The organism is Microcoleus sp. B7-D4, from assembly GCF_036705125.1.
In the GTDB taxonomy this organism is placed as follows: domain Bacteria; phylum Cyanobacteriota; class Cyanobacteriia; order Cyanobacteriales; family Microcoleaceae; genus Microcoleus.
This window is the reverse complement of record NZ_JAUBTT010000036.1, coordinates 21,732-42,171: the sequence shown is the minus strand read 5'-3', so window position 1 is coordinate 42,171 and position 20,440 is coordinate 21,732. Positions and strand designations below refer to the sequence as shown.

Sequence of the window (20,440 nt, the reverse complement as noted above, 5' to 3'; positions counted from 1 at the left end):
TCTTGCCTGTGACTGCTTGTGGCACAGGCATCTTGCCTGTGACTGCTTGTGGCACAGGCATCTTGCCTGTGACTGCTTGTGGCACAGGCATCTTGCCTGTGACTGCTTGTGGCACAGGCATCTTGCCTGTGACTGCTGACTGTTTCAAAAGCTGTTAGTAAACTATCAATTTCTCGCTCTCTGCCATAAAGTTTTTGCGGAATTTGAAAGCGATCAGAAATATCTTGACATCCTAGCGAAAAAAAGGATATATTGTTATTGCTGTGCAGTTGATTTAAGCATTCTTCTAAATCCGCTTTAATGCCGATCGCACTTTGATAGCGCTCCTCAGCATTTTTCCCCATCAACTTCATCACAATATCGGAAAGAATTTGCGGAATTTCAGGATTCACCTGAGATGGAGACAAGGGCTGTTTAGCGAGATGACTGTGTACTAATTCCAGCACATCGTTAGTGTCAAAAGGCAGTTGGTATGTCAGCAGTTCGTAAAAGGTAGCGCCCAGGGAATAAAAATCCGTGCGGTAATCTAAACTTCGGTTCATCCTGCCGGTTTGTTCCGGCGACATATAAGCAAGAGTTCCCTCTAAAATGTTGGGATTTTTGATGGTGTAATTCTCGCGCGTCAACTGCGTAGAAATGCCAAAATCGATGATTTTGAGTTGTCCGTTAGCTGGATTGAAGACAATATTTGAAGGGTTAATGTCTTTGTGAATGATGTGGGCGCTGTGAATTTGTTGTAAACCTTCTGTTGTGGCGATCGCAATTCGCAAGAATTCTGCAATACTAAATTTTTGCTGCTGCATCCAAATTTTCAAGGATTCGCCGCCAAAATCCTCAACAAACATCACCAGCGTGTTTTGATATGGCTGCAAATCATAGGCTTTGATACAGCCACTCAGATTCAGAGATTGTGTAATTTTATACTCTGTGCGATAGCGGGCGAGTTCTTGGGGTGTGGGATAATTTTCTTTAAGGACTTTGATCACGACGGGGAGACAGTCGGGTTGTCGGAATGCTCGGTAAACTAGGGAGTTTGCGCTTTCGTAGATGAGTTCTGTGACTTCAACGCCAGGAAAAGTGAGCATATTCAGCCTGCGGTCAACTTTGCAGTCGAACATAGCATAAATTTGCTCCTCACACCAGATGTGCGTGAGCCATCAGTCGATTTTAGATGTTAGATTTTAGATTTTAGATTTGACTCCACATCTGAGATTTTAGATTTTAGAAGCCAAAACAGGCTTCCCAGTCAATACAGCTTGTTCGATAATGTCAGCGGCGCGCTTGACTCCGCCCGATCGCCTCTTGCATCTCGATCGCCCTTTGTTTATACGACTCTTGGGTTAGGACTTTCACAATTGCCGATCGGACTTTAGAAACGCTCAATCCTCCTATAATTAATACATTAGCTTGCCATCGTTATTATTAATTCCCAGTAATGTGACAGAAGAATGCCGATAATCACCGCTAGATGTGCGGCAATTGGCAGAAATTTGAGATCCATTAATACCGAAGTCTGTGCAAGTTCGGTTGAACGTACTTGCTTCCCCAATATTGCCTTGTACCAGTTGTCCATTTTTATTATGAACTCCTTGAATGGTAATGGAAGTGCGCTGATTAGTGCCATCTTTTTTGTCACAAGTTGCAGATAATTGAGCGCCATTGATTGAAAAATCCGTGCAACTGGTAGCAAAGGTACTTGCTTTTTGAGCATGGGTCGGCTGCTGAAAGATGGAGAACGATAGTACGATTGAAGCCGACACTCCAAACAATTTAATGAATTTCATGGTTTTTTTTGTTGATTTACTATTTTTAGCGTAAGATAATAACCCTAAAAACCTTCTAGCTTTTAGTTGAGTATGAACTTAGCCAAATAGTCAGTTGGCGACTCAGCCTCTGTGAGGTAAAATCCTAAACTTTTGGCTGGATGTCGCCCTCAAATATAGGCTGTCATTGCTTATACAAGACTTACGGAGGTATGGAACGCAGGCTTTACTCATTGCACAGAAACGGAGTATTACCAGTCTATAGTTCCGTGGAATATTCGATACCTAACCAAAAGTTCAGGTAATCTCCTCAACTAAAGGTGAGTTAAAGCTCTGTTGTTTTTATAGGTTCAAAACTAAACTTGGAGCTAGCTACTTTAGCTGGGTAATTTCCTAAACTAAATTTACGCATAGGCCAGCACTAGCCTAGCTGGAAAAAACAAATAAGGAGTTACTTCCTTAACAATTCAATTAGGAGCAAATCTCATGTCTTTTGAATTTGAAAGCGTCAATCATTTTTTTCAAGAAGTCTCGCAAGATCCAGAACTCCAGCTACAGTTCCAATCGGTAACGGATCGGGAAAGCTTAGTGAATAAAGCGGTAGCCCTGGGCAAAGAAAAAAGCTACAGTTTCTCCTCAACAGAGGTTTCTGAGTGGCTGGAGTCGGTGACTGCTCAGCATCAGAGCCAGTCAGATACTTCAGGCGAGTTGTCTGACAGTGAATTGGAGGCTGTTGCTGGCGCAGGAGTTATCGGAGCTGGTATAGGAGCAGTTCTAGGTGCTCTAGGTGGATTTCTCGGCGGTCTTTTCGCAGGAGAAGACCCCTTTAAGGAATCCGCAAAAGGAGCTATTTCTGGAGCTGTAGTCGGTGCGGCGACTCCAACACCGTAGGTAATCTTTGTCTTAATACAACACCGAAATCAAAAGGAGCAATCAGATGGACAGCACTAATCAGTTTTGCCAAGAAGTCGATCGAGATTCTGCCGTACAACAGCAACAGTCGCCAGCCAATCCTGTTGCTGAAGAATTGGACGATACGGAATTAGATGCGATCGCAGGCGGTCTTACGTTTTTCAATTGGAGTAGGCTCCAGTGGTACGGTCCGACCGAGAGAATTTCGACCGAGGATTTTGCTAGCGATTTTGCTAGCCACATAGCGGGTAAAAAGGCTGGATAGCAGCCAACTTTGCTAGGAGTTGGTTCGATCGCTTTTGGAAGCAAATTTCACTAATTATCGAAGGAGAAAACATCTGATGGAAAGCAACAATCGATTTTTGCAAGAAGTACCCTCCGAGTCGTCCGCAATCACAGCATCCGCACCGGATAACTCAACTAATCAAGAATTGAATGATACGGAATTAGATGCGATCGCAGGCGGTATCCGTACTATCACAGCCAGCGGTCCAAAGCCCGACTTTTTGTTGCGTATGGGTCCGGTCTTCCAAATAACTGAAGAAACGCTGTCCTATTTGGGACGGAAGATATGAGCTGCTTGTAACTAGAAGCGATCGCGCTTCTGCTGAGTTTAAACATCCAAGGAGAAAACATCTGATGGAAAGCAACAATCACTTTTTGCAAGAATTACCGTCCGAGTCGTCCAAACTCACAGCATCCGAATTGGGAAATTCAACCGATCGAGAATTGAACGACTTGGATCTCGAAGCGATCGCGGGTGGTCATTCTAATATGGCCGATCGCGCTCGGGCTGCCGGTATGCCTGTGGTCACAAGCAACAGTCCCCGACCTCATTTTAAAGGCCCCGCTATCAGTATGGAATTCTTTGAAGCATTAAGGAATTTCGATCGCGGATAGAAGAAATGAGTTGCTTGTAATGAGCCACTTGTAATTGCCAACTGTAACGCGATCGATGAGGCTAAAATTCGCAAAGCAATCGTATACTCTGCGATTGCTTTTTTGTTACAAAATGACAAATACAACAATCCAAATCTACAGAAAATATGAATGCAATACAGCCACTATACCTGATGCAGCAAGCCCCCGATCGGGGCAGCACAACAATATTTAGCGTTGGCTTAGTTATCGCCTGCTTGCTATTGCTAATTTTGTTGTGGTTGCCCGATTTGCTAACAAAACAATAAGCAGTTCTGCAACTATCAATGTACGGAATATAACGGATGTAACTGAGATGTTGCACCAGTTTTAAGCAGGCTTTTATGAACTGGCAAGATGCCCGTTCCACAAAGAGTGAATTTCTTGTGGAACGGGCATCTTGCCCGTTCTTGATAAGGGTTTTACCTTGAATCCCTACTCTATCTGCCGCGCCACTAATCTAGCAAATAATCCTCCCTGTTTTACCAATTCCTCAAAGGAACCAAATTCCACCAAGCGGCCGGCTTCAATTACATAAATACGATCGGCATTGCGAATCGTACTCAGGCGGTGGGCGATGACAACTCGCGTCACATTTAACTTATCCAAACTCTCAGTAACGATCGCCTGGGTGCGGTTATCCAAAGCACTCGTAGCTTCATCCATCAGGATAACCTTTGGTTTGACAACCATTGCGCGCGCAATTAACAATCTCTGCCGCTGTCCTCCCGAAAGATTCGTGCCTCCCTCGCTGACAACCGTGTGCATTCCCATCGGCATTTGTTCGATATCGGCGGCTAAACCGGCCATTTGCGCCGCTTCCCAAGCTTCCTCCTGCGTTACCATCGCCCCGCAGGTAATATTGTCAAACATCGAACCAGCATTAATTCTGCCGTTTTGCAGCACTACTCCTAACTGCCGCCGCACAGCTTGAACGTCGAGGCCTGCTAAATCTTGATTGTCGTAATAAACAGTGCCACTTTGTGCTATTTCAAATCCCAATAACAGCCGAAATAATGTTGATTTACCGCTACCCGACGGCCCGACGATCGCGATAAATTCTCCCGGTTGAATATTGATGCTGACATCATCTAAAATTGGGGGCCCGTCCTCCCGGTAGCGGAAAGTTGCCCTATCGACAGTAATTTGACCTTTTAAGCGCCCCGGATCGGCTTTTGTCGGGTCAGATTCCGGGATTCCCTGGACGATCGGTTTGGCTCGCTCCCACAGCGGTACAATTCCTAAAATATCAGTTAGGGTATTGCTCAAATCTGTGACGCCGGAAAGAAAGGTTCCGAAGGCGGAATTAAAAGCGAGAAACGTCCCCATATTCAGTCCGCTGCCTTCTGTTTGAGAGGTTTGCATGAACACAATTGCAAACCAAAACATCAGAATAGAACTAACTAACGGCAGCGCTTCGTTAAATACAGAAACGCTGTCGTCAATTCGTTTAATGCCAGTTCTTAATTTAATTTGTTTGCTGTATTTTTTCGCCCAAGCTGCAAAGGCTCGCCCTTCTGCTGCAGCTACCCGCAGCTTTGATACTCCGTTAATTAGTTCTACTGTCAGCCCGTTAATGTCGCCTTCTCCTGTTTCCATCTGCCGCTCTTTTGGGATTAAGAGCAAGCTCGATGTGACTGTTACTATAACCGCCAGAAAAGTTAAGCCAATTCCGACTAAAGTCAGCGGCAGGCTGTAAACAAACATCAGCCCCAAATTCAGCAGGGAAAATATGGCGCTCAAAAGTGTCCGCTGCGTCGCGCCGCTGAGTTGGGCGCGAATTTGATTAACTGCTAATAAGCGAGTCAGCAAGTCGCCAGAGGAATAGCTGCGAAAAAATGCCGGTTTTAATCTCAGCAATCGATCCCAAACTGCCGGCTGGAGAGTGCCGCTGGCAGCATTTTCGATCCGCAGCGTCAGAATTGTTTGGGCCATGCTAAATACAGCCCGTCCGATCGCCGCAACTAACAATACCAGCCCTAACTGCCACAGTAACAAACGATCGCTGTCAGGAATAGCATCATTGACCAAAATCGAGGTAGCTTGCGGCGTCACCATCCCCAGCAGCGTTCCCAATATCCCCAGCCCGAAAGCAACGATCATGTCTTTTTCGTAGCCCTTCGTCCCGAAGCGAAACAGTTCCGCAGCGTTGTGAAGCAATAGCGGCAGGGGCCGGTAAAACATGAGAGTTTCTGACGACAACTCTTGGGCGATTGCTTTAGTTACCCGTTTGCGAGTGCGGTCGATCGGATCGAACAAAGTATAGCGAGATCCCTTACCGGGCAGCAAAGCTACAGGTCGATTTTCGGACTTTGTATAAGCCAATAGCGGGCCGCAGTTTTGCCGCCACCAATCCCCAGCCAGCAGCACGTGGCGGGTGCGAAATTGGGACGATCGCGCGATCGCCTCCATCGGATCTTTAACTCGACTCAAATCTTCGGAACCCGCCGGGGGATTGACGGTTATACTTTGTGCCTTACCTACAGCCCCAGCAGCGATTAACAGCGGCGTTCCTTCCTCAGACAAGGCAGTTTTCCGGGGATGCAAAACCTCGGTTAAATCTCCCAAAGCTGTCTGAGTTACTTGGCGGTTTAGCTGTTCGCGTTCCTGAAAGCGGCGGAAGTCCTCTGCTTTTTGCTGGGAAACCAGCAAGTTCAAGCAGCAGCAAAAATACTCGTGCAGCAAAGCTAAACTCGCGGGCAGCCAGTCGGCATTTTCCACCTCTGCTGTTGAGAAAATTTGCACCTCAACTTCCCCGGATGCCACCAGTAGCATATTCCCAGCCAAAGGAAATGCTGGGGAAGCGGAATTTAACTGCAATTCCCCGACACTCGCATCGCCCGACGAGACGCGCACCCAGACAACTGTTTCCGGCGGCGATCGCAGAATTTGACCGGGAAGTAGCGATATCTGCTGCGAGGCTGCTGCGACAACCGCAGTTTCTGGGGCAACTTTTTCCTCCGGGGCGTGAAGCGCAGCTATCCCGTAGGGAATCACTCGTTCTCCCAAATGCTGTATCCACCCTTCCACAAGCGATCGCGTTTTGCTGTCACCAGCAGCAACTAAAGCGGCACAATCTGCGATCGCGATCGGTTCCAGTTCCGTTTCGGCGATCGCGATCGCCAGAAGTCCCCAACCTGGTTTTAAATTTTCTCCCCCCCTTGTAGGGGCGGTGCCCCCGTGCCCGCCCTGGTTGGGGGGGGTAGCAGCGCCGAACAAAGCCTCGCCGGCACCGACGCCGAACAGATAATGGCGGTTGCCCGCAGGCTTCTCACTTTGTATCTTGGCTGCAAACACTGCGATCGCGCCCGACTTAACAATCCATACCTGATGCGGGTCATTCAGCAGCAGCGGTTCATTTCCTTTAATTCGGTGCAGTTTCTTAACAGGATTTAGATCGAGCATAGCTAGTAATTTGCGAGTAGTAATATCAAGTCCGGCAGGGGTTTAAAGCCTTGCCTCAAAGAAGACAGTGCGATCGTATCGATCGGGCTAATCCACAGATCCTAGGAGTGATTAAAATCCCCGTCTCATAGCTAAAGTCGGTTTTAACCGACTGAATAGCTAAGACTCTATAGCCAACACTGAATAGCCCAATCAAACCATCGCTCATTTCAGTCCTCTTCAGAGGACTTTAGCTATTAGACAGGGAATTCATTCCCTGGCGGACTACCGGGTTGGCTACTGTATTTCTGCTGTTTATTGTTCATTCCCAACCAAACGAGCATAAGGCCCTCCCAGCTTTTGCAACTCCTCATGAGTGCCTCTTTGAACTACTTTCCCCCCTGCGAGCATAATAATTTCATCGCAATCTCGAATCGTACTCAAACGGTGAGCAACCACAATACAAGAAGTACCGCGACGCCTCAAATTGCGATCGATAATTAACTCTGTTTCAGCATCCAGAGCACTCGTTGCTTCATCCAGCACCAACACCGCTGGATTCCTCACTAATGCCCTGGCAATTTCCAAGCGCTGTCGCTGTCCGCCGCTCATATTTGTCCCCCCTTCATTGAGTTGAGCATCGTATCCTCCCGGCATATTCAAGATAAGTTCGTGAATTGCCGCATCAATGCACGCTTGCACTAAATCTGCTTCCGGTACTGTCGGGTCCCAAAGCGTGAGATTTTCCCGAACTGTTCCGGCAAATAGAAATATCTCTTGTTCGACCATTGCCAGCGAATTTGCTAGGATAGAACGGGGAATCAAATTGCGGGGAACCCCGTCAAATAAAATTTCGCCATTCATTGGTTCGTAAAGCCCGGTCACAAGTTTGGCAATAGTAGATTTGCCCGAACCGCTTCCCCCCACTAACGCTACCCGCTGACCAGGTTTTACGGTTAAGTTCAAGTTGTCAATTAGCGGCGCTTCCAAGCGGCTGTAGCCAAAACTGACACCGCGCAATTCAATGCTTCCTTGCAGGTGAAAAGAATCTGGTGCAAGGGCGATGCGACAGTTTTTACTATTAAAAGAATCGCGGTCTGTTTCGGGGTCGATCGGGTTTTGCAGAACGTCATCAAGTCGGCTTAAATCGGCTTCTAATTCTTGCAGAGTGCTGCCAAAATTGACTAGATTGTTGACGGGTCGGAGGAATTGCTGAGTGAGACTTTGATAGGCAATTAACATCCCGATACTCAAACCGCCGTTCATCACCCGCAAGCCGCCGACAACTAAGATAGCAGTTGCAGCTAATGCCGTTAAAAATGCTGGTAATATTGACAATACTTGAGTGGGCAAAGCCAATTCTTGCTGGGCGTTGCTCATTTTGGCATAGTACCCGGCAAACTTAGAAAATAAATCGAATTCTAAACCGCTAGCTTTGACAGTTTCTATAGATTGAATGCCTGCGATTGCAGCACCGCCAACCTTACCTGTTTCCTGAGCTAATCTGGTGTTAGCATCGACGCGACTGCGGGATAAAGATTGCAGTGCCAGAAAGTTTAAGGCCGCAAAAACAGCGGCAACACTGGTCAATACCCAGTCGTACATAACCATAATTATCGCATAGAAAACCATCATCACTGCGTCGATCGCAGTTGCAGCAAGTTTCCCCGATAAAATTTCAGCAACCTTATCATTAACTTGGCAGCGGCTGCTAATTTCACCTGCAAACCGCTGGGCGTAAAATCCCACAGGCAAGCGCAACGTATGCCAGACAAACTGTCCCGACATCGAAATCGCAAGCTTGTTTGCCAGCCGCCGCAAATAGAAAAGCCGCATCCGCGCTAGCAACCCTTGAATAGCAGCGGCAAACAACATTCCTAATATTAAAGGTCGCAGCCACTCGTGACGGTTTTCGACGAGAATTTCATCCACAAAAATTTGGGTAAATGCCGCGCCAGCCAAACGGGGAACAGTCAGTAATAAACCAGCAATTAAACAAAATGCGATCGCCCAACGGGAACTTTGCAATCGGGAATCTAAAGCACTGGCAATACTCGGTTTTTTCCCGCCCTTTTTAAACTCAGGCCCCGGCTCAAAAGTCAAAACAACGCCAGTATAAGCCGACTTAAATTCTTCTAGGGAAACAGTCCTCGGCCCCGATGCGGGGTCGTTGAGGTAAACGCGCTTTTTCTTAATACCCTCAACTACCAAAAAGTGATTGAAATTCCAAAAAACAATAAAAGGCGGCGGTACAGTTTTCAACTCTTCGACAGTTTTTTTAAACCCTTTAGCATCTAAGCCGTAAATTCTGGCTGCTTTGAGGATATTAGAAGCTTTACTGCCATCGCGAGAAACGCCGCACTCGCTCCGCAATTGAGCTAAAGGTACTGGGTGTTCGCAGTAACTTAAAATAATTCCTAAAGCAGCAGCACCGCATTCTACTGCTTCCATTTGCAGCAGCGTGGGAGTACGAACTCGCCTTAATTTGCGCGGTGTAAAAAACTTGTCAATCCAGGGAGTTTTCATCTGTTATAAGGCTAAAATCCATAATAAACTTTGCTTGTATTCGAGTCTAGATCCCCCTAAATCCCCCTGATTGTTGGGGAGTAGGGGTTGACTTTGACTGCTCTTGTCCCCCCCTTGTTAAGGGGGGTTAGGGGGGATCTAGACTTCGATATAAACAAGAGAGACGGTCGGTTTAATAGTAAGGTGCGTTAGACCCGAAATCCTCGATAATCATTCTAGAACTTCGTCTGACGCACCCTACAAGTCGATGGGAGTGTGACAGTTAGCCTTAGTCCTAAATTAATAAACTCCTGTCAAAGACCGAAAAATAGGAATCACGTAAGAAATCGGCGCTAACTGCCCGATTTGAACCCGCACTAGCGCAGTAGTACCGGGGGAAATCTTGAGAGGAGGCCCGTTCGAGGAAGACCATTTGTAACCGCTGATAGTGTTCGGATCTTGTTGCAATTCCACAAATATTTGCACGGGAGCACCGCCACCAGCTATGTTTTTTGCGATGCTGTCAGCCAAATTTTCATTGCCGATAATTGACGACATATCTTGATTAGTAACCGGAAAAGGAGAAACTTGGGTTACTTTGCCGACAATGCCGCCGTAGCGTTCCCGCTTGACGACGCTAGGGGTAACTTGTACGGTCATTCCCGGTTTAATTTGCTTGCCGTCTCTGTCAGCAAAATAAACAAGACTGACCATTTTTTCGCGAGAATTTTTAGATTCAACTGTCCCGATCCTTGTACCGATGTTCAGTATTTGACCTGCAACGGCGCTAACTTCTAAAACGCGGCCGTCGTATTGGCTGGTAATTTTGCTGTCGGCTGTCAACTGATTCTGCAAGTGGGCAATCTTGCGTTTAACTTCCTGAATTTGATTTGTTTGGGCGATCGACTTCTCTAAATCTTGTTGAGCTAGTTTGACCGCTTGGGTTTCCATGTCTTTAATCTTAGTTTTGATTTCGTCAATTTTATTCAGGTTTTGCAGGTACTCCCGTTCGGTGTTACTTTTCTGAACTTTAAGTTCTTGGAGATTGTTTTTAATTTCGTTAAGGCGGTTGAGATTTTGCAGGTACTCCCGTTCGGTATTGGTAGCTTCTACCTTGAGTTGCTGCCGGCTGTTTTTGAGGTCGTCAATTTTATTGAGATTTTGCAGGAATTCGCGATCGCTATTGGTTTTCTGAACGTCGAGTTCTTTTAACTGCGTTTCAATATCCGCCAGTTGCATCTGAGAGTCCGCGAATTCCTGTCTCGCTTGCAGCATTACATCCTCGCTGATCGCCCTCTCTTGTTCGTAAAGAACGCGGCGAGTTTCAAACCGCTGCTGTAAAGTTTCCACCAAAGAAGTGATGTGCTGTTTTCGCTGCAAAAGACTCTCGCGTTTTTTGGCGATCGCGGCCAGAGTTTGCTGCCGCAATATCGGTGCAACTTGTTCTCGCCGCAAACTTTCTTCCAAACTTTGGCGTTTTTCTGCTAAGGCTGTCAGAGTTTGCTGCCGCAGTACCGGCGCAATTTGTTCTCGACGCAAACTTTCTTCCAAACTTTGCCGTTTTTGCTCTAATGCCGCCATACTTTGCTGGTGCAGTATCGGTGCAACTGACTCCCTATTCAAGCTTTCTTGAAGGTCTTTTTGCTGCTGTTCTAGCGTTTTTAATTCCAGGGCAATTTGCTGTTTTTGCAGCTTATTAGTATCTTGTTTTTGCCCTTGCAGTTGGGCTAATTTCGCTTTTTCTTGCTCTAACTGCTGCTTGAGGTCTAGTTTATCAATTCTACCGATTTCCTGACCCCGTTTAACAACATCTCCCGGCTTGATATTTAGCTTTACCAATTGACCGGAACTAGCAGCTTGAAATTGCACGACTCGGCGGGGCAGAAGCAACACGCCTTGACCGGAAACAGTCAGCGGAATTCGCCCGATCGCACTCCAAACCCCCGCAGCAGCAACTAAACAGCCAATTGCAGTTAGTGGCAGCCACGATCGAGGACTAACCACCTGCATCATTTGGTCAAGGCGTTCCGGTGAAGATAAGCGATCGATCGCTTCAGTAGTGAAAAGTTTGTTTTGTTTTACCTGCATCAGCTATTCCTTTCGAGAGTGCGATCGCGGCTGTAAGCAGGGGTGTATTTGAAAGGGAAATTCCTTGCAAGTCAATTGAGGCACAAACAATTTCCCAACAAACGTTCAAAGCTTCCGTGCAATTACTTGAATGTTCTCACTCCTGTTTGCAGCTTGCCTGTAAAATCACTTTACGACAATTAACCCTCGTAAGACCTAACTAACAGTAGAGTTTTCAGCTAACAAAAAGACCAGCGTACAGCCAGTCTTCAGACGGGGGAATGACCCGAACTTTCGGCTAGGTATCGCCCGCAGCCAGGGCCTACACATTGGTCACCAGTTAAGCTAAAAACACTTTGGTCAATGGGTAGAATTACTCTAAAGTATCGAAGTAGCAACTTAAAATGTGGTGCGATTTGTTCAATGAGGTGGGTAAAACATTTACGACACCTGCAAGGATTGCTATATAGTTTGATTTTTGATAAAATTAGTGAACCAACCCCAGTGCAACAAAAGGTTCTAGTTTTGCTTGTGTTTCTCTAACTTATACGCAGTAAACCGGGCGCCCGAATCTTTCTTTAAAAAGCTTACTCTACACTGAATATACCTTTTATCTATTGGGGAAGTTCAGTGTAATTGGTGATTGGTAATTGTAGGTTGGGTAGAACTAAGGAATGAGAATTAAATAACTTACAATGCGTGATGGTTCTTGTGGGATGGGCGTCCCGCCCGTCCAGAAAGGGCGGGACGCCCGCCCGTCCAGAAAGGGCGGGCGTCCCGCCCAACCCACAAACTTGTGTAAATTATTTAATTCGCGATCCTAAGAGAAACCGCACCTACAATTACTATTAACAGTCAATCGATTTTAGATTAAAGAATTGAAGCATTGACCCCACGGATAAATTCGGGGGCTTGCTTATCGGATACAGGTTTTTGATTTCTCCGTCCTGAGTCTGCAAAGGAATGAATCACGTGGCGGGTATCCTGGATGCTTTCGGTCAAAATCAACAGTCAAAAGTTAACAGTCAACAGTTAATTGTTAACCGTTGACTGTTAAACTGAATGCCTGTGCCGAACTCGCTAGAAACGGCGGGAATGGCTGTTCATTCTTTGGATTTAGAACTTTTGGAAAGCTTACCTTCAAAAGGTTGAACTCCACTATTGGGATAGTTGTCATCGCTGGGGCTAAAAATCCGCACCGCTGCTTCCGAAACGTAACGCATCGCGTTTGCCAAAGATTTAGAAAGATTCATAGAATCTGCCTCTCTTGTCTGAGTTCTGATACTTTTAATATTACTCAGATTTTTGGGCGGTGGATGACTTTAGCAATATTTATTTGAATTACTTATTGGTCTGCAACAATGAAGCAAGCTGAAGCTTGGAGAAATTACGCATTTTTGGACGATCGACCTTTTGGTGGTAGATTTTTCCTTGCTCAACTCAAGCAGTCGCGATCGCCCTCCCGACGCTTAGAAACCGCGTTGTCTAACTCTATTCAAGGGCTGCAACGAAATATTTTCGCAAAAAACCCGCAACGCTTGAGTGTTTATGCTTAATTCCTGAGTTGGTTAAATTAAGTATTTATATGGGTTTTACCATAATATTACTCTCCAAATTAACCGAAATCCGCTATTAAAGGGCATAATCAGCGAATTTTTCCGACAAATATCTGCAATCTTTATCAAAAGTTTACAAAAAGATATGGTATTTGTCACTATAATTAAGAAAAAGAAGTTTGTCCGGGGTTTTTCTTATGGAAACTGCGACAGAAAGCCTGCAGCTCACAGGTTTTGAAGAAATCTTAGAAGACCGGGAACTGACGGTTTCCTCAGCAGATTACAGCCTTTTGACCGATCTCTACCAGCTAACGATGGCCGCTTGTTATGTCGGGGAAGGGCTCGACGGGCGGGCCGCGAGTTTTGAGTTGTTCGCGCGCAGGCTGCCAGAGGGTTTTGGCTACGCGATCGCGATGGGTTTGGCTCAAGTTATCGATTATTTGGAAAAATTTCGGTTTTCGCCGGCGCAAATTCAGGCTTTGCAGTCCACTGGGATTTTTGCTGGCGCCCCGGAACGATTTTGGACTTTACTCGCCACAGCCCGCTTTACTGGCGATGTTTGGGCGGTGCCGGAGGGGACGGCGGTGTTTGCCAACGAGCCTCTGCTGCGAATTGAGGCTCCTCTGTGGCAGGCTCAGTTAGTGGAAACTTATTTATTGAATGCCATAAATTATCAAACTTTGATTGCGACGCGGGCAGCGCGGCTGCGCGATGTGGCGGGCCCGGAGGCTAAATTGCTAGAATTCGGGACGCGGAGGGCTTTTGGGCCTCAAGCTGCTGTATGGGCTGCTAGGGCTGCCCTGGCTGCGGGGTTCGACGGAACTTCTAATGTTTTGGCTGCTTTGAAGTTAGGCAGCAAACCTGTAGGTACGATCGCCCATGCTTTGGTAATGGCTGTTGCCGCCCTCGAAGGCAGCGAGAATCAGGCGTTTGCAGCTTTTCACCGCTATTTTCCGGGGGCGCCACTGCTGATAGATACTTACGATACTGTGGCGGCGGCGCGGATGTTGGCCGATCGAGTAAACAGCGGTGAAATGCAGTTGGAAGGCGTGCGGCTGGATTCGGGCGATTTGGCGGTGCTGTCTCGGGAAGTTCGATCGATCCTGCCTGGGGTTCCAATTTTTGCTAGTGGCGATTTGGACGATCGAGAAATTGCTAAATTAAAAAGTAGCGGCGCTTGCATTGACGGTTACGGTTTGGGAACGAAGTTGGTCAGCGGTTCCCCTGTGAACGGTGTTTATAAGTTGGTGGAAATTGACGGAATTCCGGTGATGAAAGAGGCAAGCGGCAAGGTAACATATCCAGGAAGAAAGCAAATTTTTAGACATATTGAAAATGGGCAAATTCTCACAGATTGTTTGGGATTGTCGGGAGAAACTATTCACAATTGCGATTCTTACTTACCATTAATGGAGTTGGTTGTAAAGGACGGCACACGAGTGCAGAAGCCGGAAAGTTTGGACGATATCGCCAAACGAACTGCTGCTTCTGTCGCCAGTCTTCGCCCCGAAACTCGCCAACTTGACAACCCGATTTCGCCGCATGTGGAAATTTCTACAGATTTGCAGAGTCTCACCCAAAAAACGAAAAAGAGTCATTAGTTATTAGTCAGTGGTTATTGGTGCTAACTTAAGACTAAAATCCATGGTAAATCTCGCTTCCAGCTTAGCCTCGATCCCCCTAAATCCCCCTTAAGAAGGGGGACTTTGAGAGCTGACAGTCCCCTCTTTTTTGAAGGGAGACTTTGATCGATCCAGTCCCCCCCTTTTTAAGGGGGGTTAGGGGGGATCGAGGGGTTAATTATCAAACAGCAGGCTGGAACTACGTTTGATATTAATTTGACACGCTTTGGTCATTAGTATGTAGTTCAATTCCCCATTCCCAATTACCCATTACCGATTCCCTATGCAGAAGATTGCTCTTTTTGGAACCAGTGCCGATCCACCCACAGCAGGACACAAAACAATTCTGAGTTGGCTTTCCCAACATTTTGATTGGGTAGCAGTTTGGGCGTCGGACAATCCTTTTAAGTCGCACCAAACTTCTCTAGAACACCGATCGGCAATGCTGCTGTTAATGATTCAAGAAATTAATTCGCCCAGACACAATCTTTGCTTGCATCCAGAACTCAGCAGTCCGAGGACGGTGGAAACTGTGGAACAAGCAAGATTGCTGTGGCAGGATGCAGATTTGACACTGGTAATAGGTTCTGACTTGGTGGGGCAACTGTCTCGCTGGTACAAATTTGAACAATTGTTAAAACAAGTGGACTTGCTGATAGTACCGCGACCGGGTTATCCGTCAGAACAATTAGATTTGTGGCAGTTGAGGCGCATGGGTGCAGAGGTGGCGATCGCATCTTTGAATGGTCCCAATGTTTCTTCTACCTTCTATCGGGAAACAGGAGACACCCAAGCCCTGACTCCGACCATCGAAGATTACATCAATAGGGAGCATTTGTACGCATGGCACGAGGCACGAAAAAGAGCGAAGGTTGCTCATTAGCTGACTTTAAAGTAGGAGTAGATAATGTGATTTTTTCCGTCGATGCCGTGCAGAACCGCTTGTTGGTACTGTTGGTAATGCGGCAAGACGAACCGTTTATGGATTCTTGGAGTCTTCCTGGTACTTTGGTGCGGGACGGAGAGTCTCTTGAAAATGCGGCTTACCGAATTTTGTCTGAGAAAATTCGGGTAAAAAATTTGTATCTGGAGCAATTGTATACTTTCGGAGAACCGGGGCGCGATCCTCGGGAAATTACCAGGGGCGATCGTTATCTTTCGGTGAGTTATTTTGCTTTGGTTCGCTTTGAGGAAGCTGAGTTAATTGCTGGGAGTGTAGTGGCGGGTGTGGGCCACCGCGTCGGCGGCATTGCTTGGTATCCCGTGCAACAAGTTCCTAAGCTGGCCTTCGATCACAATCAAATTCTCGAATACGGATACCGGCGACTGCGTAACAAACTTGAATACAGTCCGGTAGCTTTTGAAGTTTTGCCGGATGTTTTTACTTTGAGCGATTTGTATCAGCTTTATACAACTATTTTGGGGGAAAGTTTTTCGGATTATTCTAATTTTAGATCTCGATTGTTAAAATTGGGTTTTTTGTGCGATACCGGTGTTAAGGTTTCGCGGGGGGCTGGCCGCCCTGCTAGTTTGTACCGCTTTGATGCGGCCGCTTTTGCTCCTTTAAAAAATAAGCCGTTGGTTTTTATTTAGCTGTTACTTAGATGACATTCGGGGATCAATTTAGTAACATTAGAATAGAAGCTATTAAGGAGTGCAGACGATGAAAGACCCTGATGAATGCGCTAATATTCACGAAGTTCGGGAGGAAATTGATATCATCGATCGAGAAGTGATCGAGGCTTTGAGCAAGAGATTTCAATACGTCATCGCGGCCGCAAGGTTCAAAACGAGTGAAGCTAGCGTTAAATCGTTCGATCGCTTTCACGATATGTTACAGCAGCGGCGCGAGTGGGCTCAAGAATCGGGTTTGAATCCTGATGTGGTTGAAAATATTTACCGGGATTTGGTAAATTATTATATTGAAGAAGAGTTGAAACATTACAAATCCAAGTAATCTTTCGCTACATTCAAATCTAGGACTATAGGAAAGTGAGTCCGCGCGGGCGGACTGTTAGCAATATTTATTAGGTGATTTGGTGAGATGAAAATTGCGATCGCACAACTCAATCCTACTATTGGTGATATCTTGGGCAACTCCAACCTAATTCTGGAGGCTGCGAAAAAAGCTGATGTTGAGGGCGCAAACTTATTGCTAACACCGGAACTTTCCCTGATCGGTTATCCGCCGCGCGATTTGTTAATCAATCCGAGTTTCATTGCAGATGCAGGTGCACAGTTGCTGCAACTGGCGCAAGCTTTGCCGCCGGAGTTGGCAGTCATAGCAGGCACTGCCTTACCTAATGCTAATGCTGTTAAACTCGGCGGAAAATCCTTGTTTAATAGCGCTGTTTTGTTGCAAAATGGCGTGGTCAAACAAGTTTTTCATAAACGCTTGTTGCCTACTTATGATGTATTTGATGAAGATAGATATTTTGAACCGGGAGAAAACAGCAATTACTTTACTATTGGCAAAGTCAAAATCGGCGTTACAATTTGTGAAGATTTGTGGAACAATGAGGAGTTTTGGGGTAAACGCAGTTACGCGGGCGATCCTGTTTCCGATTTGGCAAAATTGGGTGTAGATTTAGTGGTGAATTTGTCGGCATCGCCTTATTCTGCGGGAAAGCGGGGAGTGCGATCGGCGATGTTGCAGCACAGCGTCATCCGCTGCGGGAAACCGATTATTTACGCTAATCAGGTAGGGGGAAATGACGATATTATTTTTGACGGCAGCAGTTTTGCTGTGAATCGAAAGGGTGATTTAATTCAGGTATTGGCTTCTTTTGAAACTGATTTTGTGGTGCTGGAATATGACCCAGCTAAACAAGATTTAGTTGGCAGCGGGAACGGGCAATATGCCCGTTCCACAACTGATTTGGGATTATGTGAAGGACGACAAAAACTAGGTTCGATCGGCAGTGGCGTTGGCAGTGGCGGGAACGGGCAAGATGCCCGTTCCACAACTGATTTGAGTTTTCATCCGGCAGAGGGAGATGCAGAAATTTGGGCTGCTTTGGTTTTGGGAGTGCGAGATTATGTTCGCAAGTGCGGTTTTTCTAAGGTTGTACTCGGTTTGAGTGGCGGGATAGATTCGGCTTTGGTGGCGGCGATCGCCAGTTGCGCGATCGGGCCCGAAAATGTTCTAGGGGTGTTGATGCCTTCTCCTTACAGTTCGGATCATTCTGTTAACGATGCTTTGGAATTAGCCCGAAATCTGGGCATTGCGATCGAAATGTTGCCGATCGGCGATTTGATGGAAACTTACGATCGCACTCTCGCCAATTTGTTTGTCAATACAACTTTCGGGATTGCTGAGGAAAATATTCAATCGCGGATTCGAGGCAATCTGTTGATGGCAATTTCTAACAAGTTCGGACATTTGCTGCTTTCGACGGGCAATAAGTCGGAAATGGCGGTGGGTTACTGCACTCTCTACGGCGATATGAATGGGGGATTGGCGGTGATTTCCGATGTGCCGAAAACTCGCGTTTATTCGCTTTGTCGGTGGCTGAATTCTGGCGGATATGTAGGGGCGGTGCCCCCGTGCCCGCCCTCTCCGTACCCACACCCGTGCCAGCCCCTGGGCAAGGAAATTATTCCGGTTAATATTATTAATAAAGCGCCGAGTGCTGAACTGAAACCTGGCCAAATTGACCAAGATTCTTTGCCGGATTACGATGTTTTGGATGACATCTTGTATCGGTTGATAGAACATCACGAATCTGCCCAAAAAATGGTCGCTGCCGGACACGATGAAGCCGTGGTTAAACGGGTAGTAAAATTAGTGAGGCAAGCGGAGTTTAAACGGCGGCAAGCAGCCCCTGGTTTGAAAATTAGCGATCGAGCTTTTGGTACCGGTTGGCGGATGCCGATCGCCAAATCTTCCTTTTATTAAACGCATCATTAAACGCAAAATGGTTAACATCGACGGTACTTCCGGCTTCGATTTTCTCGCGGGAACTCTCAGCAACGATACCATTAGAGGATTTGCAGGTAATGATACTATTCAAGGTTTGGGGGGAAATGACCGAGTTTTTGGCGATCGGGAAAATGACTTGCTAGCAGGAAATGAAGGCGCTGATACGCTGTCTGGCGGGCAGGGAAGCGATACAATCTATGCAGGACAAGGTGAAGATGCGATTTTTGGCGATCGGGGTCACGATTTGCTAATAGGTGGCGAAGGCAGGGATATCTTGACAGGAGGCGCGGGGGAGGATTTATTTGTGATGGAAAAAACATCCGCCGCATCTACTATTAGTCAAGCCGATATAATTACAGATTTTGGCAACGGCAATGATAAAATTGTCTTGACCGAAGGCATGAAGTTTAGCGATTTAGAGCTTTCTGTTACCGATAACCAAACTATTATGAAAGATAAAAACTCTGGTAATTATTTAGGAGTTGTTCCGGGAAATTCTAATCTGACTGAATCCCACTTTATGTCGCTGTTTGCCGGGATAGATATGGGTCAGCTTTTGCCAATTTCTGTTAACACGATTATAGCCGATCGCGCGATCGGACTGGAAGTGGCGCAAACTCCCCAAGAACAAGCCACAGGTTTAATGTTTCGCACAGAATTGCCAGACGACAGAGGAATGCTTTTCCCCATCGAACCCGCGCGAAACGTGCGTTTTTGGATGAAAAACGTGTTTATTGAGCTCGATATGGTTTTTCTGCGGGAAGGCGTCGTGCAGGCGATAATTCCTAACGTACCGCCGTGTTTGAGCGAAACCTGCCCCAACTACGGCCCGGATGTTCCCGTTGACGGAGTTATTGAACTCAAAGGCGGAAGGGCGGCCCAATTGGGACTCAAAATTGGCGATCGGATTCCCAATTTACCCTAAAAAGGTAGATGATATCATGTCTGTTTGATTCGGACTTGTATGATATTAAATTTTGTAGGGGCGGGTTCACAAACAATAATTGCCCATAATCTACAATATAATAAACCCGCCCCCGCCCATACTACCAGACATGATATGATTTTATCGCAGCATTCAACATTTGTGCATCCCATGAATCCTATTGAATTAAAAATAATCCCCCATCAAACTCAAGACGGTTTAGCTTACCAACATTTGCGCTTGCGAATTACAACTCAAGACGGTATTATCACACCCGATGATTTACAAGGTTTGAAACTTCCTCAAGACGTTCAATTAAGCCAAGGAATTGTCATTGAAGGTAGAGGAGCAATTTGGCTGTACGGGTATTTAGTGCACGAATGTCATCCTGCTGCTTGGGTGGGATGTTACGATCCGCGATTAGAAGGTGCGGTGGTAGTAGCGACGCACAAGCACGAGGTATCTGTTGGACAGGTATTAAAATTGAGTTTACCAAGCGATTAAGACTCTCCTGAGTTTTAGGTGATAATAAATAAAAATAAAACTTCCCGTGGTGGGGGCATATTACCTGCGTTAGCGACACGCTAACACTAATGTTTCCACCACAAATCCAGGAGAGTCGCGATTAAATTAGAGCGTTTTGAGTGAATAGTCCAGACTATTGTGCACCAGACTATCCAGCTATGAATGCCGATCGCGGCAGAATTGCTGTGGGAGGAATTGATATAAATGGCAGGAGAGATAAATTCTCTAACCGTGCAGGTTCCACACCTGTGGATGAGGTAGTTGCACCTCGACTAGATATCTTTTCTACAACTCGCTATCACACCTACGAAACCTAATATCTCACCTTTACTCAAAGAACA

General features: G+C 46.4%; 20 protein-coding genes. 14 read left to right on the top strand and 6 right to left on the bottom strand.

The features are described from left to right. On the bottom strand, positions 1–1,085 hold a 1,085-nt coding region (locus tag QUB12_RS16180; RefSeq protein ID WP_333307624.1), incomplete at its 3' end, for a serine/threonine-protein kinase. A gap of 309 nt (positions 1,086–1,394) precedes the next feature. Next, complete coding sequence (locus QUB12_RS16175) at positions 1,395–1,784, bottom strand: CVNH domain-containing protein (protein ID WP_333143633.1); 390 nt, start codon at positions 1,782–1,784, stop codon at positions 1,395–1,397. A gap of 465 nt (positions 1,785–2,249) precedes the next feature. On the opposite strand from QUB12_RS16175, the gene QUB12_RS16170 reads away from it, so the two are divergent. The 5 genes from QUB12_RS16170 (at position 2,250) to QUB12_RS16150 (ending at position 3,862) form a co-directional block, all read left to right on the top strand. Then, positions 2,250–2,654, top strand: coding sequence for a Nif11-like leader peptide family natural product precursor (locus QUB12_RS16170; RefSeq protein ID WP_333143634.1), 405 nt, complete (start codon positions 2,250–2,252; stop codon positions 2,652–2,654). A gap of 46 nt (positions 2,655–2,700) precedes the next feature. Then, positions 2,701–2,940, top strand: a complete 240-nt coding sequence (locus QUB12_RS16165) for a hypothetical protein (protein ID WP_333143635.1) — start codon at positions 2,701–2,703, stop codon at positions 2,938–2,940. A gap of 76 nt (positions 2,941–3,016) precedes the next feature. Next, positions 3,017–3,250: a hypothetical protein gene (locus QUB12_RS16160; RefSeq protein ID WP_333143636.1), complete on the top strand. Its 234-nt coding sequence runs from the start codon at positions 3,017–3,019 to the stop codon at positions 3,248–3,250. A 64-nt stretch (positions 3,251–3,314) separates the two neighbouring features. Continuing rightward, on the top strand, positions 3,315–3,575 hold the full coding sequence (locus QUB12_RS16155) for a hypothetical protein (protein ID WP_333143637.1): 261 nt from the start codon (positions 3,315–3,317) through the stop codon (positions 3,573–3,575). 146 nt (positions 3,576–3,721) lie between these two features. Then, positions 3,722–3,862 carry a hypothetical protein gene (locus QUB12_RS16150; protein WP_333143638.1) on the top strand — a complete coding sequence of 47 codons (141 nt, stop codon included), beginning with the start codon at positions 3,722–3,724 and terminating at the stop codon, positions 3,860–3,862. Positions 3,863–4,028: 166 nt separating this feature from the next. Here QUB12_RS16150 and QUB12_RS16145 read toward each other — a convergent pair whose 3' ends face one another. The 4 genes from QUB12_RS16145 to QUB12_RS16130 all read right to left on the bottom strand — a co-directional run bounded on the left by QUB12_RS16145 (position 4,029) and on the right by QUB12_RS16130 (position 12,802). Next, a complete protein-coding gene (locus QUB12_RS16145; RefSeq protein ID WP_333307603.1) occupies positions 4,029–6,998 on the bottom strand; it encodes an NHLP bacteriocin export ABC transporter permease/ATPase subunit in 2,970 nt (989 codons plus the stop codon). Between the two features lie 294 nt (positions 6,999–7,292). Continuing rightward, positions 7,293–9,503 (bottom strand): NHLP family bacteriocin export ABC transporter peptidase/permease/ATPase subunit, encoded by a 2,211-nt coding sequence (locus QUB12_RS16140; protein WP_333307600.1) that lies wholly within the window; start codon positions 9,501–9,503, stop codon positions 7,293–7,295. A gap of 279 nt (positions 9,504–9,782) precedes the next feature. Then, positions 9,783–11,570, bottom strand: coding sequence for an NHLP bacteriocin system secretion protein (locus QUB12_RS16135; RefSeq protein WP_333307597.1), 1,788 nt, complete (start codon positions 11,568–11,570; stop codon positions 9,783–9,785). A gap of 1,082 nt (positions 11,571–12,652) precedes the next feature. After that, entirely contained in the window at positions 12,653–12,802 is a 150-nt protein-coding gene (locus QUB12_RS16130; RefSeq protein WP_333143642.1) for an isochorismate synthase, read from the bottom strand. A 108-nt stretch (positions 12,803–12,910) separates the two neighbouring features. Here QUB12_RS16130 and QUB12_RS16125 point away from each other — a divergent pair, with 108 nt between their 5' ends. The 9 genes from QUB12_RS16125 to QUB12_RS16085 all read left to right on the top strand — a co-directional run bounded on the left by QUB12_RS16125 (position 12,911) and on the right by QUB12_RS16085 (position 20,416). Then, entirely contained in the window at positions 12,911–13,105 is a 195-nt protein-coding gene (locus QUB12_RS16125) for a hypothetical protein (RefSeq protein ID WP_333307594.1), read from the top strand. A gap of 197 nt (positions 13,106–13,302) precedes the next feature. Then, positions 13,303–14,706, top strand: a complete 1,404-nt coding sequence (locus QUB12_RS16120; RefSeq protein ID WP_333307589.1) for a nicotinate phosphoribosyltransferase — start codon at positions 13,303–13,305, stop codon at positions 14,704–14,706. Positions 14,707–15,010: 304 nt separating this feature from the next. Next, positions 15,011–15,610, top strand: a complete 600-nt coding sequence (locus QUB12_RS16115; RefSeq protein WP_333307586.1) for a nicotinate-nucleotide adenylyltransferase — start codon at positions 15,011–15,013, stop codon at positions 15,608–15,610. Continuing rightward, positions 15,571–16,320, top strand: coding sequence for an NrtR DNA-binding winged helix domain-containing protein (locus QUB12_RS16110; protein ID WP_333307583.1), 750 nt, complete (start codon positions 15,571–15,573; stop codon positions 16,318–16,320). The genes QUB12_RS16115 and QUB12_RS16110 overlap by 40 nt, the downstream gene beginning before the upstream one ends. Before the next feature lie 70 nt (positions 16,321–16,390). After that, positions 16,391–16,684 (top strand): isochorismate lyase, encoded by a 294-nt coding sequence (locus QUB12_RS16105; RefSeq protein ID WP_333105335.1) that lies wholly within the window; start codon positions 16,391–16,393, stop codon positions 16,682–16,684. 87 nt (positions 16,685–16,771) lie between these two features. Beyond that, positions 16,772–18,625, top strand: coding sequence for an NAD+ synthase (locus tag QUB12_RS16100; protein WP_333307580.1), 1,854 nt, complete (start codon positions 16,772–16,774; stop codon positions 18,623–18,625). A gap of 19 nt (positions 18,626–18,644) precedes the next feature. Beyond that, entirely contained in the window at positions 18,645–19,574 is a 930-nt protein-coding gene (locus tag QUB12_RS16095) for a DUF192 domain-containing protein (protein WP_333307577.1), read from the top strand. Between the two features lie 171 nt (positions 19,575–19,745). Continuing rightward, positions 19,746–20,078 carry a CRISPR-associated ring nuclease Crn3/Csx3 gene (gene crn3 / locus QUB12_RS16090; protein ID WP_333083735.1) on the top strand — a complete coding sequence of 111 codons (333 nt, stop codon included), beginning with the start codon at positions 19,746–19,748 and terminating at the stop codon, positions 20,076–20,078. A 140-nt stretch (positions 20,079–20,218) separates the two neighbouring features. Next, complete coding sequence (locus QUB12_RS16085) at positions 20,219–20,416, top strand: hypothetical protein (protein ID WP_333307574.1); 198 nt, start codon at positions 20,219–20,221, stop codon at positions 20,414–20,416. Positions 20,417–20,440 lie beyond the last annotated feature (24 nt).